The following is a 23,954-nucleotide window of genomic DNA, read 5'->3' as shown; positions in this document are numbered from 1 at the left end:
TCGAAACGAATGACTGACGTAACCGCGAATTCTGCTGAAAACACTGCAGCGACACCCGCCGACGCCGTACCCTACGACGCCACCGCGAAACAGAAGGCGCAGGCCAAGACCTCGCGCATTCCGATCAAGGTGATCCCGATCGAGAAGCTCAAGAAGCCCGAGTGGATCCGCGTGAAGGCGGCCACCGGCAATTCGCGTTTCTACGAGATCAAGAACATCCTGCGCGAGCACAACCTGCACACGGTGTGCGAGGAAGCGAGCTGCCCGAACATCGGCGAATGTTTCGGCAAGGGCACCGCCACGTTCATGATCATGGGCGACAAGTGCACGCGCCGCTGCCCGTTCTGCGACGTCGGCCATGGCCGCCCTGACCCGCTCGATCCGGACGAGCCGGCCAACCTCGCGCGCACCATCGGCGCGCTCAAGCTCAAGTACGTCGTGATCACGAGCGTCGACCGCGACGACCTGCGTGACGGCGGCGCCGGCCACTTCGTCGAATGCATCCGCCAGGTGCGCGAGCAGTCGCCGGAAACGCGCATCGAGATTCTCACGCCCGACTTCCGGGGCCGTCTGGACCGCGCCATCGGCATTCTCAACGCCGCGCCGCCCGATGTCATGAACCACAATCTCGAAACGGTGCCGCGTCTTTACAAGGAAGCGCGTCCTGGTTCGGATTACGCGCATTCGCTCAAGCTGCTGAAGGACTTCAAGGCGCTGCATCCCGAGGTCGCGACCAAGTCGGGCCTGATGGTGGGCCTTGGCGAGACGCCGGAAGAGATCCTCCAGGTCATGCGCGACCTGCGTGAGCACGACGTCGACATGCTGACGATCGGCCAGTATCTCCAGCCGTCGGAGCATCACCTGCCGGTGCGCGAGTACGTGCATCCCGACACCTTCAAGATGTATGAGGAAGAGGCGTACAAGATGGGCTTCACGCACGCGGCCGTCGGCGCGATGGTGCGTTCGAGCTATCACGCCGATGTGCAGGCGCATGGCGCTGGGGTGGTTTGATAAGCCCGCGTTGTCTCGCACGCGAAAAAGCCCGCTGAAGCGGGCTTTTTTTTGCCCTTTGCTTCCGCTCCCGCACGAAAGGCAATGCTTCAGCGGCGTCATTGGTGCGTCTTTAGCTATCGCAGATAAATTAGAACCGCTCGCCGCCCGTCCCCATTTCTCCCGTGTTCCGGAAACCCGGACGCTGTCCAGTTCCGTTTCTGGAAATCCAGATTCTTCCTACACTTTCAAGACGCAGAGGCCTTACCCATCAAGGCTGAAGGCGCTGCGCGTTGCTGGCATCAACCTTGCTCTATAGATCGCGCGGCTACTCAGGCCGTGACAAAAAACACAAGGAGACAGCCGATGTCCGATCCCTACCTCTGGTTTCGCTGATCCCCCCGTTTAGACCTGTCGCGGCAAGGCGCACGTAAAAGCGCGGCCATCGGCTTAACTCATTTGCAGGATCCAATCGTGAAGAAACCTCTGCACAAAGTCCTTTACGTCCAGGTGATCGTGGCGATCATCATCGGCATCGTTCTCGGCCACTACTCGCCGGCCATCGCCATCGACATGAAGCCGCTCGGCGACGCCTTCATCAAGCTCATCAAGATGGTGATCGGGCCGATCATCTTCTGTACCGTCGTGACCGGCATCGCCGGCATGGAGGACATGAAGAAGGTGGGCCGCGTGGGCGGCAAGGCGCTGCTCTACTTCGAGATCGTCTCGACCTTCGCGTTGGTGCTCGGTCTTGCGGCCACGCACTTGCTCAAGCCGGGCGCGGGCTTCAACGTCGATGTCAACACGCTCGACGGCAAGGCCGTGGCGAGCTACGCGGCGAAGGCGCATGGCCAGAGCACTGTCGACTTCCTGATGCACATCATTCCGGACACGATGTTCTCGGCGTTCGCGCAAGGCGAAATCCTGCAGATCCTGCTCATCGCGCTGTTGTTCGGCTCGGTGCTCGCGCACCTGGGCGATCGCGGCCGCGTGGTGACCGACTTCATCGAGAGCGTCTCGGGCGTGCTGTTCGGCATCGTCAAGATCGTCACGAAGCTCGCCCCCATCGGCGCATTCGGCGCGATGGCGTTCACTATCGGCAAGTACGGCGTGGGCTCGCTCCTGCCGATGCTCAAGCTGATCGGTACGTTCTATCTCACCTCGGTGGTGTTCGTGCTGGTGGTGCTCGGCGCGATCGCGCGCTTCACGGGCTTCTCGATCATCCGCTTCGTTTCCTACATCAAGGAAGAACTGCTGATCGTGCTGGGCACGAGCTCGTCGGAGTCGGCGCTGCCGCAACTGATGGAGAAGCTCGAACGCCTCGGCTGCTCGCGCTCGGTCGTGGGCCTCGTGGTGCCGACCGGCTATTCGTTCAACCTCGACGGCACCAACATCTACATGACGATGGCGGTGCTCTTCATCGCCCAGGCGACCAACACCGATCTCACGTGGACCCAGCAGCTCACGCTGCTCGCAGTGACGATGCTCACCTCGAAGGGCGCGAGCGGCGTGACCGGCGCGGGCTTCATCACGCTCGCGGCAACGCTCGCCGTGGTGCCGACCATTCCGCTCTCGGGCATGGTGCTGATCCTCGGCATCGACCGCTTTATGAGCGAGTGCCGCGCGCTCACCAACATCGTCGGCAACGGCGTGGCGACGGTCGTGGTCTCGGCATGGGAGAAGGAGCTCGATCGCAGCAAGCTGCGCGCAGCGCTGTCGGGTCAGGCGGAGGATGTGAAGGAGAGCGCGCGCGTGTAAGCCCGTGCGGTGCGGCGGTGTGGGCCGCCGTGCCGCTGCCTTCCGTATGACCTGACGCTGTACCTGTTTGATAGCGCGTGCCGCCAGCCGGCGCGCGCCGTTTTCCCTGGTTTCCCGGTTCGCGCGGCTATCCGCGCGCCTGTTCGCTTCCGTATTCCCCGGCGCCTTCCTTTTCGGCTTCCGTCCCTCACCGTGGGCCGCCTCGCGCGGTAAGCGTGTGCCACAATTGCCCTCATCCCCGCACGATCCTCCGGAAGCCTCCTTCGTGACGCGCCGTCTCATCCTGTTGTTCATGCTCGCCGTCGGGCTCGTGGCGGTGTGCACGCTCGCGTGGTCGCTTGCCTGGCAGACCGGCATCGACGCGCTGCGCCGCAACGCCGCCGTGCGCAACGGCCGCACGACCGCGGCGCTCAAGAGCACGCTCGAGCGCTACGAATCGCTGCCGTACCTGGTGGGCGCGCATCCGCTCGTGCAGGACGTGCTCGCCGACCCGAAACCCGACTGGGTCGCGCAGGCCAACCGCTATCTCGAGGACGTGAACCGCCACGCGCGCGCCACCACGACCTACATCATCCGCGCCGATGGCCTGTGCATCGCCGCGAGCAATTGGCGCGGGCCGGACAGCTTCGTGGGCGTGGGCTACCAGTTCCGGCCGTACTTCATCGAGGCCGCCAAGGGCGGCGTGGGGCGCTTTTTCGGCATCGGCACGATTTCGCACGATCCGGGCTACTACATTTCGCAGCCGGTGCGGCGCAACGGCAAGATCGTCGGCGTGGCGGTGGTCAAGCTCAACCTCGAATGGTTTCCGGGCACGGACAGCTCCGAGCCGCTGCTCGTCACCGACGATCACGGCGTGATCTTTCTCTCCTCGGTGAACGCGTGGAAGTACCGCACGGTGCGCCCGCTGCCCGCCGACGTGGTGGCCTCCATCGACGAGACGCGCCAGTACGCGCGTCAGGACATTGCGCCGCTGCCGGTGAGCGTGGAGCGCGTGCTGGAGGGCGGCGCCGATATCGTGCGCATCGGCAGCGGCCTGCGCGCGCCGCGCTATCTGGAGACGCGCCGCGCGCTCGGCGAGCCCGACTGGCATCTCGTGACGATGTCGCCGGTCGACCCGGTGCAGGACGCGGCGCGCAACGCGACGATCATGACGGGCTTCGGCTACGTCTCGCTGTGCCTGCTGGCGTTCTACTGGCGCATGCGCCGCGCGCGTGTGCAGGAAGTGCTGCGCAGCCGCGCGATGCTGCAAAAGGCCTACGCCATGCTCAATGATCGCGTGGCCGAGCGCACCGCCGATCTCTCGCAGGCCAACGAGCGCCTGCAGCTCGAAGTGGCCGAGCGCACGCGCACCGAGGCGGAGCTGCGCGCGACTCAGGACGAGCTGATCCAGGCGAGCAAGCTCGCCGCGCTCGGACAGATGGCGGCGGGCATCACGCACGAGCTCAATCAGCCGCTCGCGGCGCTGCGCAGCTTCTCGGACAACACCCGCGTGTTTCTGGAGCGCGGCCAGTATGACGTGGCGCACGAGAATCTGGAAGCGATCGGCTCGCTCACCGAGCGCATGGGCAAGATCGTGAATCAGCTCAAGCTGTTCGTGGGGCGCGCGAAGCCGAAGAGCCAGCGCTCGCCGGTGGCGCGCGCGCTGCGCAATGCGCTCGGGCTGCTCGGCAAGCGTCTCGACGGCGTGAGCGTCGTGCTCACCGTCACCGACGGCGACGCCGCCAGCGCGCCGCTCGATACGCACAACGACTATCCCGAACTGGTCGCGCAGTGCGATGACCTGCGGCTCGAGCAGGTGCTCATCAACCTGATCGGCAACGCGCTCGACGCGGTCGCCGGGACGAGCGCGCCCCGCATCGCCATCGACGTGCGCGCGCGGCCGGCGACCATCGAGATCGTCGTGTGCGACAACGGGCCGGGCATTCCCGCCGAGGTCATGCCGCGCCTGTTCGAGCCGTTCTTCACCACGAAGGAGATGGGGCAGGGCTTGGGCTTGGGGCTGGCGATCTCTTCGTCGATTGCGCGCGATTGCGGCGGCACGCTCGCGGCGTACAACGCCCCCGAGGGGGCGATCGATGGTGAGACGAATTGTGCGGCGCCGGGTGGTGCCTGCTTCGTGCTGACGCTGCGCCGCACGCGAGTGAATGCGGCCCTCGCGGCAGCCAACGAACCCACGCCGCCGCCCGCGAACGGCATGCAACACTGAATTAAGGAAGGCGAACGAACATGATCAGCTCGATGCCCGGCCGGGTGCTCTATGTGGAGGACGAGGAACTGGTGCGGCGCGCCGGCGTGCAGAGCCTGCAGCTCGCGGGCTTCGACGCGGCCGGCTTCGCCAATGCCGAGGCCGCGCTGCCGCTCGTGGACGCCGAGTTCGCCGGCGTCGTGGTGAGCGACATCCGCTTGCCCGGCATGAGCGGGCTCGATCTGCTCGCGCAGTGCCACGAGCATGCGCCCGACGTGCCGGTGATCCTCGTCACGGGGCACGGCGACATCTCGATGGCCGTGCAGGCGATGCGCGACGGCGCCTACGATTTCATCGAGAAGCCGTTCGCTTCCGAGCGCCTGATCGAAACAGTGCGGCGCGCGCTGGAGCGCCGCACGCTGATGCTCGAAAACCTCGCGCTGCGCCGCGAGCTGGCAGGGCAGGACACGCTTGCGCCGCGCATCATCGGCAAGAGTCCGGCGATCGAGCAGGTGCGGCGGCTGATCGCCAACATCGCGCCCACGGATGCTTCGGTGCTCATCAACGGCGACACCGGTGCCGGCAAGGAGCTAATCGCGCGCAGCCTGCACGAGCTCTCGCCGCGTCGCGACAAGCCATTCGTGGCCGTGAACTGCGGCGCGCTGCCCGAGCCGATGTTCGAATCGGAGATGTTCGGCTATGAACCCGGCGCGTTCACGGGCGCAGCCAAGCGGCGCATCGGCAAGCTCGAGCACGCCACGGGCGGCACGCTCTTTCTCGACGAGATCGAAAGCATGCCGCTCGCGCTCCAGGTGAAGCTCTTGCGCGTGCTGCAGGACGGCGTGCTGGAGCGCCTCGGCTCGAACCAGCCGGTGCGCGTGGACTTGCGCGTGATCGCGGCGGCCAAGGGCGACATGCTGGAGCACGTCGCGGCGGGCACCTTTCGGCGCGATTTGCTATATCGCCTGAACGTGGTGACGATCGCGTTGCCGCCGCTCGCCGAGCGCCGCGAAGACATCGTGCCGCTCTTCGAGCACTTCCTGCTGGATGCGGCGGTGCGTTACCAGCGCCCTGCGCCGCTGTTGACCGAGCGCGACCGCATGCGCCTCGCGCAGCGCGACTGGCCGGGTAACGTGCGCGAGCTGCGCAACGCGGCGGACCGCTATGTGCTTGGCATTCCCGACGATGTTGCGACACAGGCCGCGAGCGGCGCCGCCGACGCGCTGCCGCTCAAGGAGCGCGTCGAGCAGTACGAGCGCGCGCTGATTGCCGACGCGCTCCAGCAGACGCACGGCGCGGTCGCGCACGCCGCCGAGCGGTTGCAGATGGCGAAGGCCACGCTCTACGAGAAGATGCGCCGTTATGGGCTGGTGGCGCGGGGGGAGAGCGACGCGCGCGGGTGAAGTGAGCGAGGGTGGCGCAAACGAAAACGGCAGCGGATTTTCCGCTGCCGTTTGTGTCCGGCGCTGCCTCGTGTGCGAGGCGCGTCAGGTCGCCAGCGCCTTTTGCAGCAATGCGTCGAGTTCCGCGAATTTCGGCTCGCCCACGTAGCGCTTGAGAATCTTGCCGTCACGGTCGATCACGAAGGTGGTGGGCGTGAGCTGGACGTTGCCGAACTGTTTGGCCGCCGAGCCGTCGTCCATGGCCACCTTGAACGGCAACTGGCGCGTCTGCGCGTAATTGACGACGTACATGGGCGCGTCGTAGTTCATCGCCACGGCGACGAATTCGAGGCCTTCGCCCTTGAACCGGTTATAGGTCTGGATCATCTGGGGCATTTCCTTCATGCAGGTGGTGCAGCTCGTCGCCCAGAAGTTGACGAGATAGACCTTGCCCTTGAGATCGGCGGTCGAGACCTTTTGACCGGAGAGCAGCGTGAAGGTGGCGTCGGGCACGCGTTGCTGGCTGCCGAAGAACGCGAAATAGCCGGCGATGGCCAGAGCGGCTGCAACCACTAAGGCGCCGATGCTGCGGATCGCGCTGGAGCGCGCCTTCGGAGGTGTCGGGGATGCGGACATGAATGAAGCCTCGGGCGCCTCTGGGCGCGGAAATGAGCCGAACTATTGTAGCGCCGAATTTCCCGGCATAGCGGTTGCATCGGCACGGGTGGGCATAAGCCAGGGATAATGTCCCGCTCAGCCGTTTGCTCGTTCCCTCACACTTTTTGGCCGCCTCCGTTCGCGTCTTATGGTCTCCAACGTTTTCTCCCGCGCCCGTCTTTCGTGGTTTGTGCCGTCGCCCTTGCTCATGTTCCTGCGCACTGCTGTCGTTCGCGCGGCGGCCGGGCTTGCGCTGGCGGGTGTGCTCGCGCCGCTCATCGCCTGTTCGCCCACCTACGACTGGCGCACGATTTCGAACGATGCAAGCGGCTATAGCGTCGATATGCCCGCCAAGCCCGGCTCGGATCAGCGCAGCCTCGACGTGGCCGGCACACCGATGCGCATGCGGGTCCAGACCGCCGAGGTGAGCGGCGCGGTGTTCGTGGTCGGCACGCTCGACCTGCCTGACGCGCAGCCGGCCACGCAGCAAAAAGCGCTGGCGTACCTGAGCGCGGGGCTTGCGCACAACGTGGGCGCGATGCCCCAGACGCGCGCGGTAGCGGTGCCGGTCGAGGCGGGAGGCTCGGTCGAGGGCGTCGACATGGAACTCGCGGGCAAGGCCGGGGCGACGGAGGACCAGCGCACGATCCACGCGCGGCTCGTCGCCAAAGGGGCGCATGCCTACCAGTTGGCGATCGTGGGCCGCGAGCAGCCGGCGCCCGAGCAGGTCGATCAGTTCTTCCAATCGTTCAAGCTCCATTGAGAGCATCTTAGGATTACGGAGCGACAAGCGATTGCAGCCGAAAGTCAATGTGTAATCCTGGGTTTACGGGCTAATTCCCGGATTTCATTGAAGGTTTGCGAGTTACCCACAGGTCCTGTGGGTAACTTTGTGGAAAAAGACGGATCATCGCTCGCAAAAGGCCACGCTGTGGGCTTTTTGTTAGTTTGGCGTGCTTTTCGGCAGAACTTTAATTGTATAAAAATCAATGGCTTGCGTTTTTTGTCTACGCTGAACGCGAATCGTGCAAGAAATTGCTGCTCACACGACAAAATGTGCATAAGTCAAGTCTTGACTTCCTTTTTTTGATCCATCTGAAGGTTGAAGTCGCGTTTCGGCGCCAGCTGCGCGCATTCTCAGTCCGCGCTGATGCGTCCCCGTTAATGCGTACTACTGATCGCTAAATACGCGCCGATACTGCACCGCTTCCGCGACGTGTGCTGCATCGGGCATGGGCGCATCCGCGAGGTCGGCGATCGTGCGCGCTACCTTGAGCGCGCGATAGTATGCGCGCGCCGACCAGCCGAAGCGCTCGCCAGCCTCGCGCAGCAGTGCTTCGCCCGCTGCATCGGGGCGACAGACCGAGTCGGTCTCGCGTCCGCTCAATTCGCGATTGGTCTTGCCCTGGCGGGCGATCTGGCGCCCGCGCGCTGCTGCCACGCGGGCGGCCACGGCCGCGCTCGGTTCGCCGGGCGCGTTGGCGCGCGAGGCGAGTTCGGCAGGCGGGAGCGCGGGAATCTCGATCTGGATGTCGATGCGGTCGAGTAGCGGCCCCGAGAGTTTGCGGCGATAGCGCGCCGCCGCCTCGGGCGTGCAGCGGCAGCGCCCCGAAGGGTCGCCGCGCCAGCCGCACGGACAGGGATTCATGGCGGCGACCAGCTGGCAGGCGGCGGGAAAGTCGGTCTGCCACGCCGCGCGCGAGATGGTGATCGAGCCTGCTTCGAGGGGTTCGCGCAAAGTCTCCAGCACGTGGCGGTCGAACTCGGGCAATTCATCGAGAAACAGGACACCTGAATGGGCGAGCGTGATCTCGCCGGGCTGAGGCGGATTGCGTCCGCCGATCAGCGCCGCCGCGCTGGACGAGTGGTGCGGCGCGCGAAACGGCCGCCGCCGCCATTGCTGCGGCGAGAAACCGAACGAGCTCGCCGAAAGCAGGGCGGCGCTGGCGAGCGCCTCGGTGTCGGTCATCGGCGGCAGGAGGCCGGGCAGGCGCGCGGCGAGCATCGACTTGCCCGCGCCCGGCGGCCCGATCATTAACAGATGGTGGCCGCCCGCTGCCGCGACTTCGAGCGCGCGGCGCGCGCCGCGCTGGCCGATCACGTCGGCCATATCGGGGGGCGGCGTGGCTGGTGCCGCGTCGAGCGCGGCGGCTCGCACGGGCGCGAGGCACGCGCCCTCTTCGCCCGAAAGATGCGCGCAGAGCGTGCGCAGGTCGGCAACGGCATAGACATCCACGCCGGGTACGAGCGCGGCCTCGGCAGCATTGTCGGCGGGCAGGTAGAGCTCGGGTGTGCGCGCGCACGAGCCCAATGCTTCGAAACGGGCGTGAGCGGGCGCCGCGTCATGCGTTTCGGGCGGTTGCGGCGCGCCGGGTTGCGCGCGCGCTGTGCCGCATGCCATCGCGAACGCGCCGCGCATGGGGCGCACCGCGCCCGAGAGCGAGAGTTCGCCCGCGAATTCGCGCGCGGGCGTGAGCGACGCAGCGGGAATCTGACCGCTCGCGGCGAGAATGCCGAGTGCGATGGGCAAGTCGAAGCGGCCCGACTCTTTCGGCAAGTCGGCGGGCGCGAGATTCACGGTGATGCGGCGCACGGGAAAGTCGAAGCCGCAGTTAGAGAGTGCCGCGCGCACGCGTTCACGGCTTTCGCGCACTTCGAGGTCGGGCAGGCCGACGATCGAAAACGACGGCAACCCATTGGCAAGATGGACTTCTACGGTCACATCGGGCGCGCGGCCAGCAGCCGGCGCGCGGCTGCGCACCACGGCAAGCGACATGGAAATCTCCGGAAGGGGCACATGACGGTGAGCCGATGAAGCCACCCTTCATGCGCCAGGCTGGTGAGGCGCGTGCCCCTTTACGGTTCCATTGCGGAACGGTTACGGCTCGCTTGCCTTAGCGGTGGTGCACCGATTTAATCAGGATGACTGGCCAGTCACCGGCTGCTTCTGTTCGAGTTCGGCCACGCGGCGCTCGAGTTCTTCGAGGCGCTGACGCGTGCGCACCAGCACTTGCGTCTGCGCGTCGAATTCTTCGCGGGTGACGAGATCGAGCTTCGAAAAGCCTTGTGAGAGCATGGCGCGCACATTGCGCTCGACGTCGCGCGCCGGCGAGTTCTTCAAGAGCTCGCCCATTTTCGATTGCAGATCGTTGAATACGTCGTTTGGCTGTTTCATTCGGTTCCCCTTACTACTTAATCAATTCGCTGCACAAAAAGTGTGCAGATTTCGTTTCGACTGTGCCTCGCTTTGGATCGTGACCAATCCTGGTGCGAGGCGTGCAGCGCGTGAACGCAACTGGTGCACGGCGCGCCCGCCATGTGCCTGCGGCACCTGATATGGGGCGCTGACACGCCTGCGAGGCCCGGGCGCCGCGCCGGCCTGACTGAAAACACTCTAGCAACGATCGACTGGCGCCGCCACCGCGCGGCCCGCGCGCTGGCCGTCCGGCCAGGACCCCGGCGCAGGCCGCGCCCGCCCGCGTGGCGGGGATTGGCATGCGTGGATCGGCATTGTCCACGGCTTGCGGAATTCGTGCATCGAAATCCATCAGAAAAGCGGTCCGCGCTAATTGGCACGGGTGTTGCTAATACTGCTTCGCACTGAATCACGCATACGGCATCACTACGGAACAACGGCACAGCAACCGCAACGAGGACTACATGAAACTAATCACAGCAATCATCAAGCCGTTCAAGCTCGATGAGGCGCGCGAGGCCCTCTCGGCTATTGGCGTCTCGGGGATCACGGTCACCGAGGTGAAGGGCTTCGGCCGTCAGAAGGGGCACACCGAGCTATACCGGGGCGCGGAATACGTCGTCGATTTCCTGCCCAAGGTCAAGATCGAAGCCGCCGTCTCCGACGACATCGTCGATCAGGCCATCGAGGCGATCGAGCGCGCCGCCCGCACCGGCAAGATCGGCGACGGCAAGATCTTCGTCGCCCCCATCGAACAAGTCATTCGCATCCGCACCGGCGAGACCGGCGCCGACGCGCTGTGAGTACCCAATAAAGTCCTTGTGACAGACGAGAGAGACTAGAGGAAACCGAGATGCGCAAACTTTTGATGTCCCTGCTGATGGCCGGCTCGCTGCTGGCCGGCGGCATCGGCGCCGCACTGGCCGACGATGCGTCCGCACCCACCGCAGCCTCCGCGCCGGCTGCATCGGCTCCCGCGGCCTCCGCGCCCGCAGCATCGGCCCCGGCGGCCGCAGCCGCCCCCGCTGCAAGCGCGCCCGCCGACGCCTCGGCTGCAGCAGCCGCGCCCGCGGCTCCGACCGCGCCGTTCTCGGTGGATTCGTCGAAGATCAACTCGGGCGACACCGCGTGGATGCTCACCTCCACCGCGCTCGTCCTGTTCATGACGATTCCGGGCCTCGCGCTCTTCTACGGCGGCATGGTCCGCAAGAAGAACGTGCTCGCGACGCTCATGCAGAGCTTCGCGATCACCTGCCTCGTGACGGTGATCTGGACGGTGGTGGGTTACACCCTCGCGTTCACGCCGGGCAACGCGTTCATCGGCGGCTTCTCGCGCGTGTTCCTCGAGGGCATGAACTACATCAAGGGCGACAAGGCGACGACGCTCACCGTGAGCCACCTCGCGCCGACCATCCCCGAGACCGTGTACTTCGTTTATCAAATGACGTTCGCGATCATCACGCCGGCGCTCATCACCGGCGCGTTCGCCGACCGCATGAAGTTCTCGGCGATGCTCGTGTTCATGTCGCTGTGGTCGATCATCGTCTACGCGCCGATCGCGCACATCGTGTGGGAGCCGACGGGCTGGCTCGCGAGCGCAGGCATTCTCGACTTCGCAGGCGGCACGGTGGTGCACATCAACGCCGGCATCGCGGGTCTCGTGTGCTGCATCGTGCTCGGCAAGCGCGTGGGCTATGGCCGCGAAGCCATGGCGCCGCACAACCTCGTGCTCACGCTGATCGGCGCGGCCATGCTGTGGGTGGGCTGGTTCGGCTTCAACGCGGGCTCGGCAGTCGCCGCCGACGGCCGTGCCGGCTTCGCGATGCTCACGACGCAAGTGGCGACCGCCTGCGCGGCGCTCGGCTGGATGTTCGCGGAGTGGATCGCCAAGGGCAAGCCCTCGGTGCTCGGCATCGCTTCGGGCGCGGTGGCGGGGCTCGTGGCCGTGACGCCGGCGTCGGGCTTCGTCGGCGTGATGGGCGCGATCGTGATCGGCGTGGTGGCGGGCGTGGTCTGCTTCTGGTCGGCCACCTGGCTCAAGCACAAGTTCAACTATGACGATTCGCTCGACGCGTTCGGCGTGCACGGCGTGGGCGGCATCATCGGTGCGCTGCTGACCGGCGTGTTCGCGGTGAAGGACATCGGCGGCGCGGATGGCAGCGTCATCCTCCAGGCCAAGGGCGTGCTCACGACCCTCGTCTACAGCGGCGTGGTGAGCTTCGTCCTGCTCAAGGTGATCGACATGGTGATGGGCCTGCGCGTGAGCGAAGAAGAAGAGCGCGAAGGCCTCGACGTGGTTCTGCACGGCGAACGCGTGGAATGAGCGTGCCGCGCAGGGTTGAATCGATAAGCAGCAAAGAATAGCAAGCAGGCAGTACGGAGCGCAGCGACCTGGGCCCGCCTCACACGGCGGGCCCTTTTTCTTTTTCAGGGCGCACGCAATGCGAGAAGGGAATAAGCCTGATTTCCTTCACGTTGGCGTTAGTGCCCCTTCTTTTCGTGTGTCTCCATTGCGCCGGACCCTGCGCGCGGTCCAGAATGGATATTCGTTCTGGATGGTGGGGCGCATGGCCGGGAGCAGGGCGTGGCGGCTATAACCCTATGAACAGTAAGGGAAAGGCCGTCTTGCAACCACTGCAATCGTCCCCAGATACGCTCCCGGTTTGCTTACCCTCAATCAGCTTTTGTCCGCGAGTATTACCTTATGGTCCCGCATCTGGTTACGGCGTTGAACGGTCCGCTTCTCGAACTCGAGCAGCGCATCCTCGACGCGACGCCGTCCATCGAGCGCTGGTTCCGCCTTGAATGGATGGAGCACACGCCGCCGTTCTACTGTTCGGTGGACTTGCGCAACGCCGGCTTCAAGCTCGCGCCGGTCGACACCAATCTGTTTCCGGGCGCCTTCAACTGCCTGCCGCAGGAAGTGCTGCCGCTCGCCGTGCAGGCCGCCATGGCGGCCATCGAAAAAATCTGCCCGGACGCCAAGAACCTGCTCGTGATCCCCGAGATGCACACGCGCAATGCGTTCTATCTGGAGAACGTCGCGCGCTTGGCCACGATCATGCGCCAGGCGGGCCTGAACGTGCGCTTCGGCACGCTCGACGAAACCATCGCCGGGCCGGTCACGATCTCGCTCGCGGATGGCCAGAAGATCGTGCTCGAGCCACTCGAGCGCTCGCAGCGGCGTTTGGGTCTGAAGAACTTCGATCCGTGCTCGATCCTGCTGAACAACGATCTCTCGGGCGGCATTCCGCCGGTGCTGGAGAACCTGCACGAGCAATACGTGCTGCCGCCGCTGCACGCTGGCTGGGCGGTGCGCCGCAAGTCCACGCACTTTTCCTGCTACGACGACGTGGCGAAGAAGTTCGCGAAGATGGTGGGCGTCGATCCGTGGATGATCAATCCGTACTTCGCGCACGTGGAAGGCGTCGATTTCGAGGCGCGCACGGGCGAGGAGAAGCTGGCGGCGTCTATCGACGCGGTGCTCAAGAAGATCGCGAAGAAGTATCGCGAGTATGGCATCACCGAAAAACCCTACGTGGTGATCAAGTCCGACGCCGGCACCGACGGCCGCGGCGTGATGACGGTGCACGACGCCTCCGAGGTCGCCGCGCTCACCAAGCGCGAACGTGCGAAGATGTCGGCCACGAAGGACGGACTCGAAGTGCGCGACGTGATCGTGCAGGAGGGCGTCTACACGTTCGAGCATATCGGCGACGAAGTGGCCGAGCCGGTCGTCTACATGATCGACCGCTATGTGGTGGGCGGTTTCTACCGCGCGCATGGCAGCCGCGAGCGCGACCAGAATCTGAATGCGCCGGGCATGCACTACGTGCCGCTCGGCTTCGAGCACACGGCGCTGCCCGACACGCGCGCGAAGCCGGGCGCGGCGCCGCCCAACCGCTTCTACATGTACGGCGTGGTGGCGCGTCTGGGCTTGCTCGCGGCGTCGGTCGAGCTGGAGAAGACCGACCCCGAGGCGATTCAGGTGTAAACCTCGCGACCGTCGTTTTTCGGAAAATTCAACGCAGCGCCCGCCCTGAGCGGGCGTTGCCGTCATAACGCCCCGCACGAAGCGGGCACCAGGCAGGGACAAGGCAGAGACGATATGGACATTCTCTTCATCGCCGATCCGCTCGAGCGGTTCAAGATCTACAAGGACTCGACTTACGCGATGATGGCCGAGGCCGCGAAGCGCGGCCATACGCTGTTTGCGTGCGAGCCCCAGCATCTGGCATGGGTGAACGGCCAGGTCGAAGCCGACGTGCGGCGCTTCGAGATTGTCGGCGACACGGCGGACCTGCATCGTGAAACCTGGTTCAAGGCCACGCAGGACGAGCGCGCGCTTACCGGTTTCGATGCGGTCATCATGCGCAAGGACCCCCCGTTCGACATGGAGTATGTGACCTCCACGTGGCTGCTCGAAATCGCCGAGCGCGCGGGCGCGAAGATCTTCAACAAGCCGCAATCGATTCGCGATCACTCGGAAAAGCTCGCCATCGGCGAATTTCCGCAGTTCGTTGCGCCCACGCTCGTCACGCGCAGCGCGGCGCGGCTGCGCAAGTTCCACGAAGAGCATCAGGACGTGATCCTCAAGCCGCTCGACGGCATGGGCGGCATGGGCGTGTTCCGCGTGAAGGCGGACGGCATGAACCTCGGCTCGATCATCGAAATGCTGAGCCACGACGGCGCGCGCAGCGTGATGGCGCAGAAGTTCATCCCCGAAATCAAGGCCGGCGACAAGCGCATCCTGTTGATCGGCGGGGAGCCGGTGCCGTATTCGCTCGCGCGCATTCCGCAGGGCAACGAGGTGCGCGGCAACCTCGCGGCGGGCGGCCTGGGCGTCGCGCAGCCGCTCACCGCGCGCGACATGGAGATCGCGAGGGCGCTCGGACCGGTGCTCGCGGCACGCGGCCTGCTGCTCGTGGGGCTCGATGCTATTGGTGACTGGCTCACCGAAGTCAACGTGACGAGCCCGACCTGCTTTCGCGAAATCATGGAGCAGACCGGCTTCGACGTGGCAGCGATGTTCGTCGACGCGCTGGAGCGCGCGGCGGCTTGATTCCCCGCGCGGCGGCGCCATGTAGTTGATGAGGGCTGCGGCCTGTATAGCCGGGGGTGTCCGGCGCATGAGTATTTCGCAACGCAAAACTACGAGCAAAACCGCTTGGTGTGCGCGAAAATGACCCTGTTACAATGCCGCGAGCCTGCGTTGCGCGGCGGTTGTCCGGTGTGCCTCGAGATGTGTTTCAAGGCGCGCCCGGGTTGCCGCGCGGCGTGTGTTCCGACCCTGCTGGCTCACGGCTGGCCACAGGTTCGGCGCTGCCGGGACAGGCCCGGCATCAACTGAAGCCGTCATTTGCAGTCACGCTGAAATATGAACTACCCCCAACGCGCCCTGCGTTCGCTGCCCCCCGAGGGGGTGTCAGTACCCTTGGGGCGGCCCGGCGAGTACTGATATGGCAGGAATTCTGATCATCGCCCACGCACCGCTCGCCACCGCGCTGCGCGAGTGCATCGCTCATATCTATGGTGGCTGTCCGGCGCGCATCGGCGCGCTCGATGTGTTGCCCGACAGCGACCCCGCCGAGGTGGTCGCGCAGGCGACGTCCGAAATCGAGCGTCTGCGCGAGGAGAACGGCGCGCTCGTGCTCACCGACATGTTCGGCGCCACGCCTTCGAATATCGCTGCCCGGCTTGCCACCGTGCCACAGGTGCGCGTGCTGGCGGGCGTCAATCTGCCGATGCTCGTGCGCGCCGTGTGCTACCGCACGACGTCGCTCGATATGCTGGTGGAAAAAGCGCTTGCAGGTGCGAGCAAGGGCATTCAGACGATCGGGCCGGGCACGCCCGCGCCCGAATGCGGCTGCGCACCCACGCCGTGCGCCGAGGCTGCCGCCGATGCGGCGGAGCAGGCCGCGGCGGGCGCAGCAAGCCTCGCGGGCGGAACGGAAAGCGCCAAGGCGCCGAGCGGCTTTGCTGCCGGAGTCCTGAAGCCTGCCGGCGCGGCCTGAGCTGGCAATCGGTCTGGCCGCCGGCAGGTGACCGGTCGGCCGGGTTGCCAACGGCGGGTTGCCAACTGGGGTTGCCAGCTACGGGGGCAACCCGCATGGGCAAAACCGCCAAACGCAGCGGCCGCACAGCGCGCACGTCCCGCGCGAGCGACGCACAATCACCGAGCATTACATCAACACACTGCGCCTGGATCGACGAACTATGCTGCAACAAGAAACGACCATCGTGAACAAACTCGGCCTGCATGCACGCGCGTCGGCGAAGCTGACGCAACTGGCCGGCAACTATCAGTCGGAAATCTGGATGAGCCGCAATGGCCGCCGGATCAACGCCAAGAGCATCATGGGCGTGATGATGCTGGCGGCAGGCATCGGCAGCACGGTGCTGATCGAAACCGAAGGCCCGGACGAAGCCGACGCCATGGGCGCGATGCTCCAGCTCATCGCCGACAAATTCGGCGAAGGCCAGTGAATTCCACGTATCGGCGTGCTATGTCTTCCCGGTACTTGCTGCCGCTCTGATCATTGCCGGCGCCACGGACTGCCGCCACGCCACCTCCACGACGCCGCGCTTGTTCGCGGCGTTTTTATTGTCGGGCCGCGCGAGGCAACATCGGCGCGCTGCGGAATTTATAATAAAAGTCGGGGTCAGAGAGAGCGCATTGCAGCGGTTTGCCGCGGCATCACATAACCAGAGGAGGTGCGCGTGCCGTTCACGCTGCATGGGATTCCCGTATCACGCGGTATTGCCATCGGGCGAGCGTATCTGATCGCCCCGGCTGCGCTCGACGTCGACCACTATCTGATCGAGCCGCCGCAGATCGAAGGCGAAATCGAGCGCTTTCGCGCCGCGCTCGCGCTCGTCGAGCGCGAGCTCGATATACTGCGCGCCGACCTCGCCGCCGACGCGCCCACCGAAATGGGCGCCTTCATCGACGTGCATCTCATGATCCTGAAAGACGTCATGCTCGTTCAGGAGACCATCGACCTCATCCGCACGCGCCGCTTCAATGTGGAGTGGGCGCTCACCGAGCAGCTCGAACGCCTCACGCGCCATTTCGACGATGTCGAGGACGAATACCTGCGCGAGCGCAAGGCCGACATCGAGCAGGTGGCCGAGCGCGTGCTGAAGGCGCTCGCGGGCGCCTCGCCCGCGGCGCTGCACGGCGGCTGCGACGAGATGATCGTGGTTGCGCACGACATCGCGCCTGCCGACATGCTGCAGTTCAAGGGGCAGACGTTTCAGGGCTTCGTCACCGATCTGGGCGGCCGCACCTCGCATACGGCGATCGTCGCGCGCAGTCTCGGCATTCCGGCCGCCGTGGGCGTGCAGCAGGCCAGCGCACTGATTCGCCAGGACGACCTCATCATCGTCGATGGCGACCACGGCGTCGTGATCGTCGATCCCGCGCCCATCGTGCTGGAGGAGTACACCTACCGGCAAAGTGAGATGGCGCTCGAGCGGCGCAAGCTGCAGCGCCTGAAGTTCTCGCCCACGCAAACATTGTGCGGCGCGAAGATCGAGCTCTACGCGAACATCGAGCTGCCCGAGGACGCGCAGGCGGCGCTCGACGCCGGCGCGACGGGCGTGGGCCTGTTCCGCACCGAGTTCCTGTTCATGAACCACAAGGACCGGTTGCCTGAGGAGGAGGAGCAGTTCGTCGCCTACCGCCGGGCGGCCGAGTTGATGAACGGGCTGCCCGTGACGATTCGCACGATCGACGTGGGCGCGGACAAGCCGCTCGACTCGATAGGCGGAGGCGATGGCTACGAGACCGCCGCGAACCCGGCGCTCGGCCTGCGCGCGATCCGCTGGAGCCTGTCCGAGCCGCAGATGTTCCTTACGCAATTGCGCGCGATCTTGCGCGCGTCGGCGTTCGGCACGGTCAAGATCCTGGTGCCGATGCTCGCGCACGCGCAGCAGATCGACCAGACACTCGACCTCATTCGCGAGGCCAAGCGCCAGCTCGACGATGCGGGGCTCGCCTACGACCCGAACGTGCAAGTGGGCGCGATGATCGAGATTCCGGCGGCGGCGCTGGCGCTGCCGATGTTCCTGCGGCGTCTGGATTTCCTTTCGATCGGCACTAACGACCTGATCCAGTACACGCTGGCGATCGACCGCGCCGACAATGCCGTGGCCGATCTCTACGACCCGCTGCATCCGGCCGTGCTGCAGTTGATCGCGCATACGCTGCGCGAGGCCAAGCGCGTGGGCGTACCGGTCTCGGTGTGCGGGGAGATGGCCGGCGATCCGCAGCTCACGCGCCTGCTGCTCGGCATGGGGCTCACCGAATTCTCGATGCATCCGAGCCAGTTGCTCGTGGTGAAGCAGGAGATCCTGCGCTCGCAGATCAAGGCGCTCGAGAAGCCGGTGGCCGACGTGCTGGCGGCCTATGAGCCCGAGGAACTGCAGGCGGCGCTGGAGCGGCTCGCGCTCGCGTAGCCGGTTTGTGGCGCTCGCGAGCCGCCTTGGCAAAAGCGCGCTCAGCCGTGGCGCTCGCCGCACACCGGACAATCGGGCTGACGCGCGACACGCATCGTGTTCCATTCCATGCGCAGCGAGTCCAGCATCATCAGCCGGCCGACGAGCGGCGTGCCGATCTCGCCGATCACACGCAGCGCCTCGGCGGCCTGCATCGCACCGATGATCCCCACCGTGGGCGCAAACACGCCCATCGTTGAGCACGCGACTTCCTCGAAGGGCTGGTCCTCGGGGAACACGCACGCGTAGCAGGGCGAGGCCGCGTCGCGGAAATCGAAAGTGCTGATCTGCCCGTCGAAGCGCAACGCCGCGCCCGAGACGAGTGGCACGCCATGCTTCACGCACGCGCGGTTGATGGCGTGGCGCGTGGCGAAGTTGTCGGTGCAGTCGAGCACGACGCTCGCGCCCGGCACGTGGGCATCTAGCCACGCATCGTCGATGCGCGCCTGCACGGCATGGACCTTCACCTCGGGATTCAGGCGCGCGATGGCGTCGCGGCCCGACTCGACCTTGGCGTGGCCCACCGAAGCCGTCTCGTGCATGATCTGCCGCTGCAGATTGGTGAGGTCGACAGTGTCGTTATCGACGAGCGTGAGTGTGCCCACGCCCGAGGCCGCGAGATACATGGCCGCCGGCGAGCCGAGGCCGCCCGCGCCGATCACGAGCGCATGCGCGTCGAGAAAGCGCTGCTGCGCCTCGATGCCGATCTCGTCGACGAGGATATGGCGGGAATAGCGGAGGAGTTGGTCGTCGTTCATCGCGATGCGCACGGAGCTGGGGCGCTGCGATGGGCGGGGAGCCGTGACGCGCGCCGGGAGTACGGAAACCTCATTGTACTGGCGCGGGGCGCTTCGTCCTCGCGGCCCACGTTGCGCGGGCCGCGAGGACGGTGATGCACAAAGGCGAACACACGGCGAGCCAGCGGTGAAGCCACTGGCCGGACGCCGGTATTACTTCGCCGGCGCGGAGGCCGGTGCGGCTGGGGAGCCCGCCGCTGGCGCGGAGGCGGACGGCTGCACGGCGATCGGCGCAGAAGCCGACTTCGGCGGCTTCTGCTGCGCGAGCCGGCGTTCCATCAGCGACTTCGACTCCGTCACCGGCTTGCCCTGGAGCTTGTTCACCGCCTGCTGGAGCATGAAGTCGTCGGCCGTGCCGAACTCGACGGGCTTGCGCTCGCGGTCCTTCTGACGCTGCTCCGGCGTCTTCTTGTCGTTCTGCTCCTCGAGCTGGCGCAGCATGTCCATGCGCTCCTGCTCGCGCGCTTCCTGTTCCTTCTTCTCGTTCGGATCCTGCGTGTTCGCAAGGTGGTTCTGGTAATCGACCTCGCGCGTCACGAGTGCGTCGTCCGGATCGCCCTCGGCGTATTGATCGACCGGAATGTCAGGACGGATGCCCTTGTTCTGGATCGAGCGCCCGCTCGGCGTGTAGTAGTACGCCGTGGTCAGGCGCAGCGCCGTGTCGGCGGTCATCGGACGCACGGTCTGCACCGAGCCCTTGCCGAACGTCGTCTTGCCGATGATGAGCGCACGCTTCTGGTCCTGCAGCGCGCCCGCCACGATTTCCGAAGCCGAAGCCGAATAGGCGTTGGTCAGCACGATCATCGGCACGGTCTTGAACTCAGCCGGCTCGTTCTTGAGCGGGTCGCCGTCGAACGAAGGCAGGCGGTAGTTCTCGTAGGTGTCGCGGTAGACCTGCTTGGAGTCCGGGATTTGGCCGTTCGTGGACACCACGACCGAATCCGGAGGCAGGAACGCGCCCGCCACGCCCACGGCGCTTTGCAGCAGGCCGCCGCCGTTGTTGCGCAGATCGAGAATGAAGCCCTTGAGATTCGGTTCCTGGCGCGCGATGTCCTGGAGCTTCGCGGCGAGGTCGGGGACCGTGCGTTCCTGGAAGCTCGTGATGCGCACATAGGCGTAGCCCGGCTGCAGGATCTTCGACTTCACGCTCTGCACCTTGATGATGGCGCGCGTGATGGTGAGCGGGAAGGTGCGGTCGTCGGTCTTGCGGAAGATCGTGAGCGTGACCTTCGTGCCCGGGTCGCCGCGCATCTGCTTGACGGCCTGGTCGAGCGTCATGCCACGCACGGGCTTGTCGTTGATGCGCGTGATGAGGTCTCCCGGACGGATGCCGGCGCGGAACGCGGGCGTGTCTTCAATCGGCGAGATGACCTTGATCAAACCGTCTTCCGACGAAATCTCGATGCCGAGGCCGGCGAAGCGACCCTTGGTCTGCTCCTGGAGCTCTTGATAGTCGGTCTTGTCGAGATACGACGAGTGCGGGTCGAGGCTCGACACCATGCCCTTGATGGCGGCGGTGAGGAGCTTCTTGTCGTCGACCGGCGTGACGTACTCATGCTTGATCTGGCCGAACACTTCGGCGAAGAGCCGGAGCTGGTCGAGCGGCAGCGGCTCGATCACGGTTTGCTGGGTTTGCTGCGCCGAAGCGGAGATCTGCAAAGTGGCAAATACGCCGGTCGCGAGGCCAGCAGCGATCAGGCCGATGTTTTTGAGGTTCTTTCGCATAGAGATTGTTGCGTGCGGTCGAAAGGCGCGGGGCAGCGTCTAATGGAAAAGCGACGGACAAGTATAACTGCACACTTGACCGCTCTGTGTATAAGGCGCGATTGGGGCTGACGGAGGTGATGTCCGCGAGCGCGATTCGAGCGGCAGGGCGCGGGCGAACGTTGCGGGTTCGACAGTCCAGACGCAGCGGGGGTCGCACATTGCGTGCCGCCAGGTCTTGCCAGGCGCGGGGCTGGCGGGAAACTGGCAGCGCGGTGGCGGTGGGCTGGCCGCGAGGTGGCAGGTTTATCAGCGAAGCCGGAAACGCGGAAGGATTTACCCGCTTGAAACGCTTGAGACACGGGAGTGAGTTGCCGCAGAACTGCTGCTGAACCGCCGCCCCAGCGCGACTGGCGGGGCGGCGGTTTCGATGCAATACGGGCGAGAAAAGGCTTGGAGGGCTTGTGGGACTTAGCCGGCCTTCTTGCCCTGGTTCGCGACGGCGGCTGCGGCCTTCGCGATGGCGTCGGCGTCGCCCAGATAGTAGTGCTTGATGGGCTTGAGGTTCTCGTCGAGTTCATACACGAGCGGCACACCGTTCGGAATGTTCAGGCCGACGATGTCCGAGTCCGAAATATTGTCGAGATACTTCACGAGTGCGCGGATCGAGTTGCCGTGCGCGGCAATCACGACCTTCTTGCCCGCCTTGATGGCCGGCGCGATCGATTCGTTCCACAGCGGCAGCACGCGTGCCACCGTGTCCTTCAGGCACTCGGTGAGCGGCAGCTCTTCGCGCGGCACCTTCGCGTAGCGCGGATCGTCGTAGGCCGTGCGCGGGTCGGCGGGCTCGAGCGCGGGCGGCGGCGTGTCGTAGCTGCGGCGCCAGACCAGCACCTGATCGTCGCCGTATTTGGCGGCGGTTTCCGCCTTGTTCAGGCCCGAAAGCGCACCGTAGTGACGTTCGTTCAGGCGCCACGAGTGGACCACGGGCAGGTACATTTCGTCCATCTGGTCCTGCACGTGCCAGAGCGTGCGGATCGCGCGCTTGAGCACGGACGTGTACGCGATGTCGAACGAATAGCCCGACGCCCTGAGCAGCTGGCCGGCCTGCTGCGCTTCGAGATTACCCTTTTCGGTCAGGTCGACGTCGACCCAGCCGGTGAAGCGGTTTTCCTTGTTCCACGTCGATTCGCCGTGGCGGATGAGTACAAGTTTGAACATGAAAATGACGGTCGGTAGTGAAGGAAGCGGTAATCGGGGCCGGGGTGCGCCTGGGGCGCCGGTCGTGCGGCTGCCTCGCTGCGGCGGTCCGGTCCTGCGGGTCGCATACGCGATTGCGCACCCGGGCTGGTGGGCGGCAACCTTGCGACAAACGGTTATTTTATAATGAGCGGATTGCCCGAATCAGTTTCTCACCGATTTCTCTTTTTCCCGGCGGATCATCCGTGACGTTCTTTACCAATTACATCAACCTTGTACTCATCGCGATCGTCCTCATCTCAGGAGCGTTGCTCCTGTGGCCGACGCTCAAGCGGGGCGGGCGCAGCGGCGTTTCCGCCGCCGAGGCGACGCAGCTCATCAACCGCCGCAACGCGGTGGTGATCGATCTGCGTTCCGCGGACGACTTCGCGAAGGGCCACCTGCCCGCTGCCCGCCATCTGGAATTCGGCGAGCTGCAGACCAAGGTTGCCCAGTTCGTGAAGAACAAGAGCAACCCGGTGTTGCTGGTCTGCCAGACGGGCCAGCAGTCGCACAAGGCGCAGCGCCTCGTGAAGGATGCCGGTTTTGCCGAAGTCCACGTGCTGGACGGCGGCGTGAACGCCTGGCAGCAGGCCGGCATGCCGGTCGTGAAACAAGGAGCTTCGAAGTGAACAAGGTGGTCATGTACAGCACCCAGGTGTGCCCGTATTGCCAGATGGCCGAGCGTCTTTTAAAGTCGCGCGGCGTCGACCATATCGAGAAGGTGCTGATCGACCGGGACCCGGCGCGCCGCGAAGAGATGATGACGCGCACCGGCCGCCGGACGGTACCGCAGGTTTTCATCGGCGAGACGCATGTGGGCGGTTACGATGACCTCTCCGCGCTCGACCGCGCCGGCGGCTTGATGCCGCTGCTCGAAGCAGCAGCCTGACGCAGTTTTAAACGGCGCGTCAGCGCGCCACGGTTTTTCGCCCGCGCGAGCCGGCAAGGCTTGCGCGGGCGCGTTGTCGTCTGTTGCTGCTCATTGCGGCTGCACGGCATTGCCTCGGTTTAGCGAGACGAAGCGATACTGTGCGGTTGCAACTCAATTTAATCAGGAAGCCATACACCATGTCTGACGAGAACAACCAGCCGTTCTTCAACATCCAGCGCATCTACCTCAAGGACCTGTCGCTCGAGCAGCCGAATTCGCCGGCCATCTTCCTCGAGCAGGATATGCCTTCGGTGGAAGTGGAAGTCGACGTGAAGGCCGAGCGTCTCGCGGAATCGGTGTTCGAGATTCTCGTGACCGGCACGGTGACCGCGAAGATCAAGGACAAGGTGGCGTTCCTGATCGAAGCCAAGCAAGCGGGCATTTTCGACATCCGCAACATCCCGGCGGAACAGATCGATCCGCTCGTCGGCATCGCTTGCCCGACCATCCTGTTCCCGTACCTGCGCTCGAACATTGCCGACGCGATCACGCGTGCGGGCTTCCCGCCGATCCACCTGGCCGAGATCAACTTCCAGGCGCTCTACGAGCAACGCCTTCAGCAGATCGCGCAGCAACAGGAAGGCGCGAGCAACGCCACGCATTGAGCGCTGAA

At 65.3% G+C, this 23,954-nt stretch carries 21 protein-coding genes; 15 read left to right on the top strand and 6 right to left on the bottom strand.

What is annotated here, in order from left to right; translation table 11 throughout:
- Positions 1-9 precede the first annotated feature (9 nt).
- The 4 genes from lipA to PWP93_RS11525 all read left to right on the top strand — a co-directional run bounded on the left by lipA (position 10) and on the right by PWP93_RS11525 (position 6,336).
- Positions 10-1,011, top strand: a complete 1,002-nt coding sequence (gene lipA / locus PWP93_RS11540; protein ID WP_421044567.1) for a lipoyl synthase — start codon at positions 10-12, stop codon at positions 1,009-1,011.
- Positions 1,012-1,464: 453 nt separating this feature from the next.
- A complete protein-coding gene (locus PWP93_RS11535; RefSeq protein WP_421044566.1) occupies positions 1,465-2,748 on the top strand; it encodes a dicarboxylate/amino acid:cation symporter in 1,284 nt (427 codons plus the stop codon).
- Between the two features lie 217 nt (positions 2,749-2,965).
- Positions 2,966-4,954, top strand: a complete 1,989-nt coding sequence (locus PWP93_RS11530; RefSeq protein ID WP_421044565.1) for a sensor histidine kinase — start codon at positions 2,966-2,968, stop codon at positions 4,952-4,954.
- Between the two features lie 20 nt (positions 4,955-4,974).
- Positions 4,975-6,336 carry a sigma-54-dependent transcriptional regulator gene (locus tag PWP93_RS11525; protein WP_421044564.1) on the top strand — a complete coding sequence of 454 codons (1,362 nt, stop codon included), beginning with the start codon at positions 4,975-4,977 and terminating at the stop codon, positions 6,334-6,336.
- Between the two features lie 84 nt (positions 6,337-6,420).
- Here PWP93_RS11525 and PWP93_RS11520 read toward each other — a convergent pair whose 3' ends face one another.
- Positions 6,421-6,951 carry a TlpA disulfide reductase family protein gene (locus PWP93_RS11520; RefSeq protein ID WP_421022863.1) on the bottom strand — a complete coding sequence of 177 codons (531 nt, stop codon included), beginning with the start codon at positions 6,949-6,951 and terminating at the stop codon, positions 6,421-6,423.
- 229 nt (positions 6,952-7,180) lie between these two features.
- Between PWP93_RS11520 and PWP93_RS11515 the strand changes: the two genes are divergently transcribed.
- Complete coding sequence (locus PWP93_RS11515; RefSeq protein WP_421044563.1) at positions 7,181-7,735, top strand: hypothetical protein; 555 nt, start codon at positions 7,181-7,183, stop codon at positions 7,733-7,735.
- A gap of 408 nt (positions 7,736-8,143) precedes the next feature.
- Here PWP93_RS11515 and PWP93_RS11510 read toward each other — a convergent pair whose 3' ends face one another.
- Together PWP93_RS11510 and PWP93_RS11505 are read right to left on the bottom strand one after the other, a co-directional pair.
- Positions 8,144-9,748 carry a YifB family Mg chelatase-like AAA ATPase gene (locus tag PWP93_RS11510; RefSeq protein WP_421044562.1) on the bottom strand — a complete coding sequence of 535 codons (1,605 nt, stop codon included), beginning with the start codon at positions 9,746-9,748 and terminating at the stop codon, positions 8,144-8,146.
- Between the two features lie 141 nt (positions 9,749-9,889).
- A complete protein-coding gene (locus PWP93_RS11505) occupies positions 9,890-10,147 on the bottom strand; it encodes an accessory factor UbiK family protein (protein WP_176329236.1) in 258 nt (85 codons plus the stop codon).
- A 485-nt stretch (positions 10,148-10,632) separates the two neighbouring features.
- Here PWP93_RS11505 and PWP93_RS11500 point away from each other — a divergent pair, with 485 nt between their 5' ends.
- From PWP93_RS11500 to ptsP, 7 genes are all read left to right on the top strand, one after another.
- Positions 10,633-10,971 (top strand): P-II family nitrogen regulator, encoded by a 339-nt coding sequence (locus tag PWP93_RS11500; RefSeq protein WP_238467048.1) that lies wholly within the window; start codon positions 10,633-10,635, stop codon positions 10,969-10,971.
- Between the two features lie 50 nt (positions 10,972-11,021).
- Positions 11,022-12,491: an ammonium transporter gene (locus tag PWP93_RS11495; protein WP_421044561.1), complete on the top strand. Its 1,470-nt coding sequence runs from the start codon at positions 11,022-11,024 to the stop codon at positions 12,489-12,491.
- Between the two features lie 381 nt (positions 12,492-12,872).
- On the top strand, positions 12,873-14,162 hold the full coding sequence (gshA, locus tag PWP93_RS11490; RefSeq protein WP_421022877.1) for a glutamate--cysteine ligase: 1,290 nt from the start codon (positions 12,873-12,875) through the stop codon (positions 14,160-14,162).
- A gap of 114 nt (positions 14,163-14,276) precedes the next feature.
- Entirely contained in the window at positions 14,277-15,230 is a 954-nt protein-coding gene (gene gshB, locus PWP93_RS11485) for a glutathione synthase (RefSeq protein ID WP_421044560.1), read from the top strand.
- A 397-nt stretch (positions 15,231-15,627) separates the two neighbouring features.
- Positions 15,628-16,182: a PTS sugar transporter subunit IIA gene (locus PWP93_RS11480; RefSeq protein WP_421022879.1), complete on the top strand. Its 555-nt coding sequence runs from the start codon at positions 15,628-15,630 to the stop codon at positions 16,180-16,182.
- 202 nt (positions 16,183-16,384) lie between these two features.
- Positions 16,385-16,654: an HPr family phosphocarrier protein gene (locus PWP93_RS11475; RefSeq protein ID WP_421044559.1), complete on the top strand. Its 270-nt coding sequence runs from the start codon at positions 16,385-16,387 to the stop codon at positions 16,652-16,654.
- Positions 16,655-16,888: 234 nt separating this feature from the next.
- Entirely contained in the window at positions 16,889-18,628 is a 1,740-nt protein-coding gene (gene ptsP / locus PWP93_RS11470) for a phosphoenolpyruvate--protein phosphotransferase (RefSeq protein ID WP_421022880.1), read from the top strand.
- A 41-nt stretch (positions 18,629-18,669) separates the two neighbouring features.
- Here the strand turns inward: ptsP and PWP93_RS11465 are convergent, their stop codons facing one another.
- The 3 genes from PWP93_RS11465 to gpmA all read right to left on the bottom strand — a co-directional run bounded on the left by PWP93_RS11465 (position 18,670) and on the right by gpmA (position 22,389).
- Positions 18,670-19,425, bottom strand: coding sequence for a HesA/MoeB/ThiF family protein (locus tag PWP93_RS11465; RefSeq protein ID WP_421044558.1), 756 nt, complete (start codon positions 19,423-19,425; stop codon positions 18,670-18,672).
- A 192-nt stretch (positions 19,426-19,617) separates the two neighbouring features.
- Complete coding sequence (locus PWP93_RS11460) at positions 19,618-21,189, bottom strand: S41 family peptidase (protein WP_421022882.1); 1,572 nt, start codon at positions 21,187-21,189, stop codon at positions 19,618-19,620.
- 450 nt (positions 21,190-21,639) lie between these two features.
- Positions 21,640-22,389 carry a 2,3-diphosphoglycerate-dependent phosphoglycerate mutase gene (gene gpmA, locus PWP93_RS11455; protein ID WP_421044557.1) on the bottom strand — a complete coding sequence of 250 codons (750 nt, stop codon included), beginning with the start codon at positions 22,387-22,389 and terminating at the stop codon, positions 21,640-21,642.
- Between the two features lie 224 nt (positions 22,390-22,613).
- Between gpmA and PWP93_RS11450 the strand changes: the two genes are divergently transcribed.
- The 3 genes from PWP93_RS11450 (at position 22,614) to secB (ending at position 23,946) form a co-directional block, all read left to right on the top strand.
- On the top strand, positions 22,614-23,039 hold the full coding sequence (locus PWP93_RS11450; protein ID WP_421022884.1) for a rhodanese-like domain-containing protein: 426 nt from the start codon (positions 22,614-22,616) through the stop codon (positions 23,037-23,039).
- Complete coding sequence (gene grxC / locus PWP93_RS11445; RefSeq protein WP_238467058.1) at positions 23,036-23,299, top strand: glutaredoxin 3; 264 nt, start codon at positions 23,036-23,038, stop codon at positions 23,297-23,299. The genes PWP93_RS11450 and grxC overlap by 4 nt, the downstream gene beginning before the upstream one ends.
- A gap of 179 nt (positions 23,300-23,478) precedes the next feature.
- Complete coding sequence (gene secB, locus PWP93_RS11440) at positions 23,479-23,946, top strand: protein-export chaperone SecB (protein WP_035523721.1); 468 nt, start codon at positions 23,479-23,481, stop codon at positions 23,944-23,946.
- Positions 23,947-23,954 lie beyond the last annotated feature (8 nt).

It is taken from the genome of Paraburkholderia sp. A1RI-2L, assembly GCF_048957375.1.
Lineage (GTDB): Bacteria > Pseudomonadota > Gammaproteobacteria > Burkholderiales > Burkholderiaceae > Paraburkholderia.
The sequence above is the reverse complement of the archived record's forward strand: the minus strand, read 5'-3'. Positions and strand labels throughout refer to the sequence as shown.